The sequence below is a fragment of the Pseudomonas sp. LBUM1660 genome, from assembly GCF_059695935.1.
On record NZ_CP166795.1, the window covers coordinates 5,162,561 to 5,172,925 of the forward strand.

Genomic DNA, 10,365 nt, shown 5'->3' on the forward strand with positions numbered 1-10,365 from the left:
AAGTTGAAACTTAGATCGCTTTCAGCGTGCCTTTTGGCAGCGTGGCGGCAATGGCGCCTTTCTGGAATTTCATTTCGACAGTGTCGGAAACTTCCAGAACCACGAAATCATCAGCCACTTTAGTGATCTTGCCGGCGATGCCGCCGGTGGTCACAACTTCGTCGCCTTTCTGCAGGCTGCTCAGCAGGTTCTTCTGCTCTTTGGCGCGCTTGGCCTGTGGACGCCAGATCATCAGGTAGAAGATGACCAGGAAACCGACCAGGAAAATCCACTCAAAACCGCCACCCATAGGGCCGGCAGCTGCCGGTGCAGCAGCGTCAGCCATGGCATTAGAGATAAAAAAGCTCATTTAGCACTCCAGTTGCAAATGTTGAATCTTGGGGTCAGAAAACTCAGTCCAAAGGCGGAACAGGTAACCCGCGTTTGGCGTAGAAGGCATCGACAAAGGCGGCCAATGTACCCTGTTGAATAGCCTCGCGCAAACCAGCCATAAGCACTTGATAATGACGCAAGTTATGGATGGTATTGAGCATGCTCCCCAGCATTTCGCCGCACTTGTCCAGGTGATGCAGATAAGCGCGGGAGAAGTTCTGGCAGGTATAGCAATCGCAGGTCGGATCGAGCGGCGAATCATCATGGCGATGGAACGCGTTTCGGATCTTCAGCACGCCGGTATCAATGAACAGATGCCCATTGCGGGCATTACGGGTTGGCATCACGCAATCGAACATGTCCACACCGCGGCGCACACCCTCAACCAGATCTTCCGGTTTGCCAACGCCCATAAGGTAACGAGGTTTGTCAGCCGGCATCTGGCCCGGCAGGTAATCCAGCACCTTGATCATTTCGTGCTTGGGCTCGCCCACCGACAGGCCGCCGATGGCCAGGCCATCGAAGCCGATCTGGTCGAGGCCTTCCAGGGAGCGCATGCGCAAATCCTGGTGCATGCCGCCCTGAACGATGCCGAACAGCGCCGCCGTGTTGTCGCCATGGGCTTCTTTGGAACGCTTGGCCCAACGCAACGACAGCTCCATGGAAATCCGCGCGACGTCTTCGTCGGCCGGGTACGGCGTGCATTCGTCGAAAATCATCACGATGTCCGAGCCCAGGTCACGCTGGACCTGCATCGACTCTTCCGGACCCATGAACACTTTGGCGCCGTCGACCGGAGAAGCGAAGGTCACGCCCTCCTCCTTGATCTTGCGCATCGCGCCGAGGCTGAACACTTGAAAACCGCCGGAGTCAGTCAGAATCGGGCCTTTCCACTGCATGAAATCGTGCAGGTCGCCGTGTTTCTTGATCACTTCAGTGCCAGGACGCAGCCACAAGTGGAAGGTGTTGCCCAGAATGATTTCCGCGCCGATCGCGACGATATCCCGCGGCAGCATGCCCTTGACGGTGCCGTAGGTGCCCACCGGCATGAACGCCGGGGTCTCGACGGTACCGCGCGGGAAGGTCAAACGACCGCGACGAGCCTTGCCGTCAGTAGCAAGCAACTCAAACGACATACGACTTTGGCGACTCATTCTTTGTCCTCAGGGCCACGTGGTGCGGGGTTACGGGTGATAAACATCGCATCACCGTAGCTGAAAAAGCGGTATTCATGCTCCACGGCGGCTTTATAAGCGGCCATGGCTTCGGGATAACCGGCGAACGCCGAAACCAGCATCAACAGCGTGGATTCGGGCAAATGAAAGTTGGTGACCAGGGCATCGACCACATGAAACGGCCGCCCAGGATAGATAAAGATGTCTGTATCGCCGCTGAACGGCTTGAGCACGCCATCGCGCGCGGCGCTTTCCAGGGAACGCACGCTGGTGGTCCCCACGGCAATCACCCGACCACCGCGAGCCCGGCAAGCCGCGACGGCATCGACCACGTCCTGGCCGACTTCCAGCCATTCGCTGTGCATGTGGTGATCTTCGATCTTCTCGACCCGCACCGGCTGGAACGTACCCGCCCCCACGTGCAAGGTCACGAACGCCGTCTCGACGCCCTTGGCGGCAATCGCCTCCATCAGCGGCTGATCGAAATGCAGCCCCGCCGTCGGCGCCGCCACCGCGCCCAGGCGCTCGGCGTACACCGTCTGATAACGCTCGCGGTCCGAGCCTTCATCCGGACGATCTATATAAGGAGGCAACGGCATGTGCCCGACGCGGTCGAGCAGCGGCAACACCTCTTCGGCAAACCCCAGCTCGAACAACGCATCATGACGCGCCAGCATTTCAGCCTCGCCACCGCCGTCGATCAGGATCTTCGAACCCGGTTTCGGCGACTTGCTGGACCGCACATGGGCCAGCACGCGATGACTGTCGAGCACCCGCTCCACCAGAATCTCCAGCTTGCCGCCGGAAGCCTTCTGGCCAAACAGCCGCGCCGGAATCACCCGGGTATTGTTGAACACCATCAAATCGCCCGGGCGCAAATGCTCGAGCAAATCAGTGAATTGACGGTGCGCCAGGGCGCCGCTGACCCCATCCAGGGTCAACAGGCGACTGTTGCGACGCTCGGCCAAAGGGTGGCGAGCGATCAGCGAATCAGGGAGTTCGAAAGTAAAGTCAGCAACGCGCATGATGGGGTTCGTCTAGCAGGGGCCGGAAGTCTAGCCGAAATAGTGAAAATTCTCTATGTACCTGATTGACCGACGGTAATCTCATCTCTATACTTCGCCGCCATTGAGCCCTGATGGCGGAATTGGTAGACGCGGCGGATTCAAAATCCGTTTTCGCAAGAAGTGGGAGTTCGAGTCTCCCTCGGGGCACCAAAATTAAGAAAGGTCTTGCTTAGCAAGGCCTTTTTTTTCGCCTACAGAAAAGTGACCGTCACCCCACCGACCTGTAGGAGCTACCGAAGGCTGCGATCTTTTGATCTTGCTTTCAAGGCACCACGACCCAAACCCGCCCTGCCAACGAATCAAGGATTCACACAATGGAATTGCCACTGGAAACCGTTGCCCTTTTCGCCCTCAAGCTGGCTTATGAGACTGAGGATTCGAGTCCGATTCTTCGGGATGATCCGATCATGAGTGATTATGAGCGGGAGGTGTTTGGGTTGTTGGTGCGTAGAGGTGATGTCGAGGGGATTCAGTTTCGAGTGGCGCACTGTGTCGGTTTGGCGCTGGAGGCTATCGGAGGTGTTGATACGCCGCTTGGGCGTGAGCTGCATCGGTTGTCAGCTGATTTTGGCAATGCGCGGACGATGGAGCAGCTTGAAGCACCGGCCATTGCGCTCAAGGACTACTTGAAAATTATCCAATGAAGAAGCCAACAGCCCAAAATACGGGTACGCCTAGTGGCGCACCGACTTTTGCCGACTTACATCGACGAATGAAAAATTTCTCCTGTTTCTATATAAGAAAATGGGCCATCCCGCTTAACTTTCAATAGAGTAGTAAAACAATCATCCTGCTCATGCATACCACTACAATCTAGTTAAAATCTTTGGATAGGTTTTTCATGTTCATGCGCTCAACAGTCTTTCCAGTACGATGCAACTTATAATTTATATAGCTGGAAATACGAGTATCGTGAGTAGAAAGTATCAACTGATGATCTTGAAATTCGTATTTTAGCAACTGAATCAACGAGGCCATGTTCACTTCATCCATAGACTGTACAGGGTCATCGATTAGAATAGTTTTGAGTTTTGACGGGTAAATTTTATTCATGGAAAGAGCGAACGATATAACCAAACCGGAAAGCTGCCCTGAACTCATAGTATACCAAGCATCATGCTCATCGCCTCTATTAGAACAAAACCGAATATATGGCACAGTTTCGTTTCGACTAATATCTGGAGTCCTTAAAAATATACCAGTGCCTTCAGGACGAGTCTGAAGCACCTTAGAGCTATATATATAAAACGGAATAGCTATTTGTGCGGCAATATTAGACTCGTGCTTTTGTATCTGTTGCTTGTACACAGCAGAGATCACCACTAAACGTTCTTTTTCTGCTGTAAGATTATCTATCTTTCGAGAAAGCAAAAGCTTTTTTTGAGTACTATTAGAATAAATAGAGTTGGTATGATTTCTCTCGATCGCCAAGACGTACCGCAAATCTGTTAACAAGTCAGCTTCTTTAATAGAGCCAATTGCCTCTTCGCCCAGATCAAAATATCTTAATGATTCGCGTACAGACTTCAGAGAGGGAGTGTCGCTATCAATTGGTTTTTTGAGGTGGTTGATAGCAGCCCTCAACATGACACATCGCTCTGAATAGTTCGATGAAAAATCGGTGATTTTATCGTCCACAAGAAATTTGTAATTAACCTGAGCATTATCGAGCCACACCTGTACTTTCCTGAAATTAGAAAAGCGATCTGGATCAATAGCTTTCTTATCAAAAAACGCCAAAACACTTTCATTACAGTATTTTTTATATTTACCCAGAATAAAATTACAACGCTCAATCGCAGGCTCGATATAATACTTAGCAATATTATTTTTTAACGCGGTAATGGTCAGCGTACCGGTGGAAGCTTGCTCCATCAAGATCTTTTGGTGCAGCTCTATTTCTTGTATTAATTGGACAATCCCGCTTTCTTTTACAGCGCCACAAAGAGGGCAATTAACGGGTGACTCCAAGTTTTCTGATTGGAATTTCTCATAAGCCTCAAGCAGACTTTTTCTACTTGATGTCATCCTCACCAAAATCGCATTAAGCCCTTGACTATGCGCTCGCTCATTCTGAAGCTCCGCTAACTGACCAATTATTAGACTTCCAGGTGGAAACTCTTTAGAAATCAAATCGAGAAAGTCAATAGATAGACTTTGATTGTCGTTTTCTGCCGCATCACATATATCTTGTAACAGATCTAGCCTTGTCCGAAGCTTTTGGTGCTTTGCTCTACTTCGATGTAGGCGCTCAATATCAGAATAATCGGTAGCCATACCCAAACAAAGAAGGTCATTAAGTTGCTGATCTCTTCCATCAAGCAACAAATCCACTATATGATTAAATTTTAGAGCCTCATAAACGTAAGGATTTTTAACAAAAAACAACAAAACATTAATACTATCTACTAAGGAAGAATAACCCTCAGGCGTCAGATTATTAGCTGCCAGAGACTCCGGAAGCACTAACACACCCGAGGGACTCAAGTTGTTTTCCCTTTGATCAACCTCAGATGGCTTAATCGTTTGAAGCTGCGCATCAATTGAAAAAACAGACTCTTTGTGAGATTTTATCTTCGCCTCAAGAGCTTTTTTTAGCCTTTCCAACTTCAGCAAATCATTCGTCTGAAGACTCGTCCCAAACAAATGGCTTAACTGCTTGTGTCGATTACCTTCATTATTCTTCTTTAAAAAACCGCTAGTTTCTTCTTGCTGTATATAATGTTGTATATGAAACAAACTGGCTAGCGATTTAAGACCTATGAGGTTTTCAATGAAACCCTGTTCCAGATCAAACCACTCATCACCTACATGATTTGAGCACTTATAATGCCTAATGATACTCGACTTATAATCACGAACAGAAGCTTTTGTGCCTTTAATATTGGCTTCGATAACTGAGCGTATCGTATAGACCTCACTTGAGATCGTATCACTTAGTTCCAAAAGTATTTCTGTTTTACGATCAGTGACATTCTTTAGTAGATGGTTATTTTTGGCCTTAGAATCAGTCGCACCGCCCGCTGCATCGATACGACTAATGCCGCCAGTGAAACTTATTTCAACGGCGTCAAACAAGGTGGTTTTTCCAAACCCATTCGGGCCATCGAACACAACCATATCTAGATTACGAAAATCTAATATTATCTCTTTACTTATTGATTTAAAGTTATCAATTTGCAACTTTGCCAACTTAAACATCTTCCACCCCTTCAATGGAAGTTATCCACTCTTCAACAGAGGCCTGACTATCATCTAAGACACTTAACAATTCCGCGCATTTCTCCCCAAGCTGACGTGCTTCGAGCTCTTTTTCAATCTCTAAAGAAAGATCAATCTGCTTCTCTGCACTCAAACTATAAGTTAGAAATGGTAGTTTTGTGTACAACTTCGATACTATACGAAATAACACATCATTATCTTGATCACGAAAACGCATAAATCTTGTATAGTCATGCATCACTAAAGCCAATGCATCCTTGACTTGCCCAGACTCGAGTGATACCAGCTCTCGTTTTATAGTCGACAATTCTTCCGCGTTAAAAATTATAAGACTTTTCTTAAAAAAATATGGATTCTCTTCCACTTCGGATATTTTTCGATTTATAACACTCTGCGATCTCGTATCTACTTTATACTCGTAATTTTTTAGCAAGACCAAGTTTGTATTTTTTTCAGCACCGTCGGTGATACTAAAAAAATAGCTTAATAATGCATGCAGTTCAGCTTGAAGCGGGTCGATTTCAGCAGTTGTTCGACGCGTAATGTCCATAACAACAAAGAATTCATCCGGCGTATCGCACTCTTTCGCATATAGTACTGCGCCATCATTAACAAATACATCGGATCGTACATAACCGTAAGCGTTGAAAATACAGCCCATTAAATTGATCATACTTCACTCATTTATTTTCTTTAGAGCGTTCTCAATCGAAATTAGCTTCGTCGTTAATTTTTCTGTAAATATCGGATATGGCGAATCTTTTACAAAGTCCTCCCCAATCATAGGCGGCTGAATCGCTCGACTTATTTGGCCGTCGTCCTTGGACTTTATAGTTATGAAATGGTAATCGTAAATTAGTGAATCAGTAAATGCATCAGTTGCACATGCATTCGTAATGGCGAGTGATAGTCGATTGTAAATTCTTTCAGGTGTACCCGGTAGTGATTCAATATTTATAAAGCTTGGGGCGTAACGAAGACTTTTACTACAAACAGGGTGGAAATACTTTAATGGCGACTTGACACTCAATATAAACTTTAGAAATACATTTTCAAAGTCAGTTTGAGAAAACACCTTCTGATAGTACATATCAAGGGGTGCCACTCTCTTGTAATTAGGTAAGCACTGTTGCAGCTTTGTATGCAATTCGGCCTTGGAAAGCTTGGATAAAACTGTATCTCGATAGTGCCTAAGCGCGGTCAAATAACCAGACCACTCTTCGAACAAGAGCGATTCCTCTTCCTCAATATAATCAGAAAGCGCATCTAAAATCTTACTCTCGTACAAATCTAGGGCATTTTCAAGAAACAGCTTAGAAAGCAACTCAAAGTAGGTATTATCCTGAATACGCATATCGCGTTTCAAAACAGCCACGAGTGTACAAAATGACAGGGGTAAAACTATTTTTGCGTATTTCCCATCAATTACTTCAGCATCATTAATTTGTTTATGGCGGTGCTGAATATGCAATTCCACCTCAGACAGCAAAGCACTTTTATAACAATCATAGCTGGCACTCGACAAAAGCGCACAATCGCCAGGCGAAATAATTTTCTTTATATGCTCTATCAGAGCTTTAATTTCACAATTCAACTCTTCATCTTTAAAAGCAATCTTAAAACCCATTGAGGGGCGTTGCATTATAATTATATTATGATCTTCTAGACTTTTATCAGTGAGAGCGGCCTTTACGTCGGATGACGACCATACGTAATCTTCCAAAGAAAGAGTTGGAGGTGATATTTTTTCGCATGTGTGAAGATAGGTAGGAACTGCACTTTTATATGCATTCTTGTGAAGCAGAGCATGTTCATTAAGGCATTTACTGATTGGAGCCTGAAAGGGCAGGGAGAGCTTGATGATTTTACTCTGCCAATCCGGCGTTAAAAACAGTTCATTCGTTAGCAACCCACACGCTTTCAATTCACCGATAGCTTTGCTTGTATTTTTTTCAAGATTTTCAACTTGAAAAACACCCAAATAGTTTTGGATGTCCGACTTAGCTATTGCACCTAGCCGCCTTGTAAGAATTGTGTCTATCGCATCCTTATAAGAATTAAACTGGGACCCCTTATAATGTTTCACCTGATGAAGCGAAACATATTTTTCGTTATTTTTTATAGAAAAATCTTCTATCCACTCATACTCTAGGGAGTACGAACTCACAAAATCGTCAAAGTCAGCGAGATCTAGACCCTCGCTTAACTTTTCATAAATCAAATTTAACGCGACATATAGACCAACTTTTCCTTGATAATTAAAGCCATTCCACGAAGGTGTTGCGTCGTGTAGCGTAGACTTACTTCCTTTTTCTTCCATTCCCTATAACTTCCGCGTGGATTCCGGACATTCAAGTACGTGACGTTACGACATACCGAACCATAATGTCAAACTGACACCCCACACCAATTCTGCTGATTCGCTCAGTTTAAAAACTTTTCTATTGATGAATAGCAATAATAATTCACGCTTGAATAAGGTTAAATCCTATTTAACGTCAACCAAGTCACGACATGGGAAAAGATCACGTTTTTTTCATCATGAATTTGCAGAGCCTCAATTGGCCCCATTTGTAACTATCCATCCTTCAGTCGATGTCAAGGCCTCTGCTTGCTTGCCCGCATTACCAATAGACCCATACCGACACAAACTATATTTTCTCGTTAGGTAACTAATGGAATGTGGTCTCACCAGCGCATCTTGTCGGTCAGTTTGGAGAGAGACATTTGAAAGTTGCAACTGAAGAGTACACACGATAACCTCCCACCGTCGCTGCCAATTCAGCGACCGGGTGTGGAAACCCGTGTAATTCAAGGCGCAACAGCGCCCCCATCACGTCTGCCGGCGCTTTTTTTATGCCTGCGGCGTGAGTTATGGCGGCTGTGCGTGGGACGTCTTCGGGCGTGCCGGTTTCCTTGATTCCCGGTTTTCCACCCTGCGCACAGCTGTCACCCATTCGTGTGGAAACGAATGCGGCAGCTTCACATATCAAGGAGTCTGATAATGCGCAGCATCAATCCGTACAAAATCTGGCTTTTCCCTCAACGCGACTCCCGGTTGCGTGACGCCCCACGATCCACCCTCTCCCACCGCCTCTCCCTCACCGGAAGTGGCAAATGACCGATCAATCCGAACTCAAAACCATCGGCCTAACCCCAGCCATCTACTGCTCCGACCAACCACTCTTCCACGTCACTCGTGGCGTCCCCCTCGGCGATGCCCTATCCATGGCTTCTGACTTTCTCTTCCTCGCCAAGAAGCTGAACGAAGATGCCGCCTATGCCACAGACACCGACCGCCACTCTTGGGCCGCGCATTATTTGACGGCGATGAGTAAGGCGGTGGTTGATGACGCAGTGAAGGTGCTGACTCGGGATCGGGCTTCTGCATCGACGGCTAAGCAGCAGACGTCGGAGAAGTCTGAAGCGTAGCGGTTGAACGATGGCGGGATGGTTTTGATGCCTGTCGTTGTTTGGTATGACGCTTGGGGGAGTGAGCTGCTTGGGAGGGTCGCCGGGCATTGGCATTGATGTTGGCTGGTCTGGCGCTTTCGCGGGCAAGCCCGCTCCCACATTGGATGTGTATTTAGCCAGATGGAGCCCCGAGTTTTTCGGGGCTTTTTCGTGTTTAGGTCACAGCAAGTGCTGGGATATCAGCTTTGATATTTCAACCATCGACGTCCTGCCGGTGAATTCGAATTTCACTTTTCCCAACGACGAGAAGTAAATCTCCAGTTCGGAGTCCAGGTCGAACGTGCCAGAGGTTTCCACCGAGTACGCCACGATGTTTTTGTAGGGCAATGAGGTGAAGTCTTTTTTGCTGCCGGTGATGCCTTGGACGTTGACCGCGATGATGCGTTTGTTGGTAAACACCACGCCGTCGCGCATGGATTTATAAGAGTCGATGACGTGTTCGCCGTCGATCAAAAGGTCGGAAACGCGTTCGGCGTATTCGTCGTTTTGCTTGAGTTTGAAGAATCCTTTGTTGTTGAAATCAATCATCTGTCTTTCCCTGGTTTTTAAATGAACATCGCGAGCATGGCTTCCTGCCGCATTTCCCACTGCGCCGCCGCGCCCCCTACTCCACCTGATCGCTCGCCCGCACTGCAATCTCAATCGCTCGAATACTGATCGCCGCAAATATCGCGGTCATCAGCACCCCGTTAAACCCCAGCAAAATCGCCAGAATCCGCGAGACGGCCAGTTTGGGAACGAGTTCTCCATAACCGATGGTCAGGCCGGTCACGAATGCGAAGTAGATACCGTCAAATGGATTCCAGCCTTCCAGATAGCTGATGATCAGGCCGAACAGCACGATAACAAACAGCAGGATGGAAAAAATCGGCCAGACAACGTGAAGGTAGAACCGCACTGCTTTGTAGAACTCTCGACGAACGTGCGCTGCATGAGTGGTGTTCATGTCTTGGCCCCTTTGGGGGTTAGCTTGACCGGCAATTGAATGCACGGCGTATATACACCCCATCAGCTTGGCACAAGCGAACTCGATGCTCCGCTCATCGCGCTCAAGG

At 47.4% G+C, this 10,365-nt stretch carries 10 protein-coding genes and 1 tRNA gene; 3 read left to right on the top strand and 8 right to left on the bottom strand.

What is annotated here, in order from left to right:
- Positions 1–10 precede the first annotated feature (10 nt).
- The 3 genes from yajC to queA are packed head-to-tail and all read right to left on the bottom strand — an operon-like array spanning position 11 to position 2,572.
- Positions 11–349, bottom strand: a complete 339-nt coding sequence (gene yajC, locus ACA068_RS23925; RefSeq protein ID WP_007916913.1) for a preprotein translocase subunit YajC — start codon at positions 347–349, stop codon at positions 11–13.
- A gap of 43 nt (positions 350–392) precedes the next feature.
- Positions 393–1,508: a tRNA guanosine(34) transglycosylase Tgt gene (gene tgt / locus ACA068_RS23930; RefSeq protein WP_497310655.1), complete on the bottom strand. Its 1,116-nt coding sequence runs from the start codon at positions 1,506–1,508 to the stop codon at positions 393–395.
- A gap of 14 nt (positions 1,509–1,522) precedes the next feature.
- Positions 1,523–2,572: a tRNA preQ1(34) S-adenosylmethionine ribosyltransferase-isomerase QueA gene (gene queA, locus ACA068_RS23935; RefSeq protein WP_221107292.1), complete on the bottom strand. Its 1,050-nt coding sequence runs from the start codon at positions 2,570–2,572 to the stop codon at positions 1,523–1,525.
- Positions 2,573–2,679: 107 nt separating this feature from the next.
- Between queA and ACA068_RS23940 the strand changes: the two genes are divergently transcribed.
- Positions 2,680–2,764, top strand: a tRNA-Leu gene (locus ACA068_RS23940).
- A gap of 164 nt (positions 2,765–2,928) precedes the next feature.
- Positions 2,929–3,258: a hypothetical protein gene (locus tag ACA068_RS23945; RefSeq protein WP_497305249.1), complete on the top strand. Its 330-nt coding sequence runs from the start codon at positions 2,929–2,931 to the stop codon at positions 3,256–3,258.
- 169 nt (positions 3,259–3,427) lie between these two features.
- On the opposite strand, the gene ACA068_RS23950 is transcribed toward ACA068_RS23945, so the two are convergent.
- Genes ACA068_RS23950 through ACA068_RS23960 form a run of 3 tightly spaced genes read right to left on the bottom strand, consistent with a single transcriptional unit; the run spans position 3,428 to position 8,156 of the window.
- Positions 3,428–5,815 (bottom strand): ATP-binding protein, encoded by a 2,388-nt coding sequence (locus tag ACA068_RS23950; protein WP_497305251.1) that lies wholly within the window; start codon positions 5,813–5,815, stop codon positions 3,428–3,430.
- The gene (locus tag ACA068_RS23955; RefSeq protein ID WP_497305253.1) at positions 5,808–6,509 is read right to left on the bottom strand and encodes a hypothetical protein; all 702 of its coding nucleotides are present in this window, start codon (positions 6,507–6,509) and stop codon (positions 5,808–5,810) included. The genes ACA068_RS23950 and ACA068_RS23955 overlap by 8 nt, the downstream gene beginning before the upstream one ends.
- 3 nt (positions 6,510–6,512) lie before the next feature.
- The gene (locus tag ACA068_RS23960; protein ID WP_497305255.1) at positions 6,513–8,156 is read right to left on the bottom strand and encodes a hypothetical protein; all 1,644 of its coding nucleotides are present in this window, start codon (positions 8,154–8,156) and stop codon (positions 6,513–6,515) included.
- A gap of 797 nt (positions 8,157–8,953) precedes the next feature.
- Here ACA068_RS23960 and ACA068_RS23965 point away from each other — a divergent pair.
- Positions 8,954–9,268 (top strand): DUF3077 domain-containing protein, encoded by a 315-nt coding sequence (locus tag ACA068_RS23965; protein ID WP_497305257.1) that lies wholly within the window; start codon positions 8,954–8,956, stop codon positions 9,266–9,268.
- A 201-nt stretch (positions 9,269–9,469) separates the two neighbouring features.
- Here ACA068_RS23965 and ACA068_RS23970 read toward each other — a convergent pair whose 3' ends face one another.
- A complete protein-coding gene (locus tag ACA068_RS23970; protein WP_090180398.1) occupies positions 9,470–9,838 on the bottom strand; it encodes a PH domain-containing protein in 369 nt (122 codons plus the stop codon).
- A gap of 76 nt (positions 9,839–9,914) precedes the next feature.
- The gene (locus ACA068_RS23975) at positions 9,915–10,256 is read right to left on the bottom strand and encodes a potassium channel family protein (RefSeq protein WP_497310656.1); all 342 of its coding nucleotides are present in this window, start codon (positions 10,254–10,256) and stop codon (positions 9,915–9,917) included.
- Positions 10,257–10,365: the final 109 nt, after the last annotated feature.

What these genes read in the sequence shown, in the direction of transcription:
- yajC (WP_007916913.1), bottom strand. Translation starts at nt 349, where the DNA reads ATGAGCTTTTTTATCTCTAATGCCATGGCTGACGCTGCTGCACCGGCA.
- tgt (WP_497310655.1), bottom strand. Translation starts at nt 1,508, where the DNA reads ATGTCGTTTGAGTTGCTTGCTACTGACGGCAAGGCTCGTCGCGGTCGT.
- queA (WP_221107292.1), bottom strand. Translation starts at nt 2,572, where the DNA reads ATGCGCGTTGCTGACTTTACTTTCGAACTCCCTGATTCGCTGATCGCT.
- ACA068_RS23945 (WP_497305249.1), top strand. Translation starts at nt 2,929, where the DNA reads ATGGAATTGCCACTGGAAACCGTTGCCCTTTTCGCCCTCAAGCTGGCT.
- ACA068_RS23950 (WP_497305251.1), bottom strand. Translation starts at nt 5,815, where the DNA reads ATGTTTAAGTTGGCAAAGTTGCAAATTGATAACTTTAAATCAATAAGT.
- ACA068_RS23955 (WP_497305253.1), bottom strand. Translation starts at nt 6,509, where the DNA reads ATGATCAATTTAATGGGCTGTATTTTCAACGCTTACGGTTATGTACGA.
- ACA068_RS23960 (WP_497305255.1), bottom strand. Translation starts at nt 8,156, where the DNA reads ATGGAAGAAAAAGGAAGTAAGTCTACGCTACACGACGCAACACCTTCG.
- ACA068_RS23965 (WP_497305257.1), top strand. Translation starts at nt 8,954, where the DNA reads ATGACCGATCAATCCGAACTCAAAACCATCGGCCTAACCCCAGCCATC.
- ACA068_RS23970 (WP_090180398.1), bottom strand. Translation starts at nt 9,838, where the DNA reads ATGATTGATTTCAACAACAAAGGATTCTTCAAACTCAAGCAAAACGAC.
- ACA068_RS23975 (WP_497310656.1), bottom strand. Translation starts at nt 10,256, where the DNA reads ATGAACACCACTCATGCAGCGCACGTTCGTCGAGAGTTCTACAAAGCA.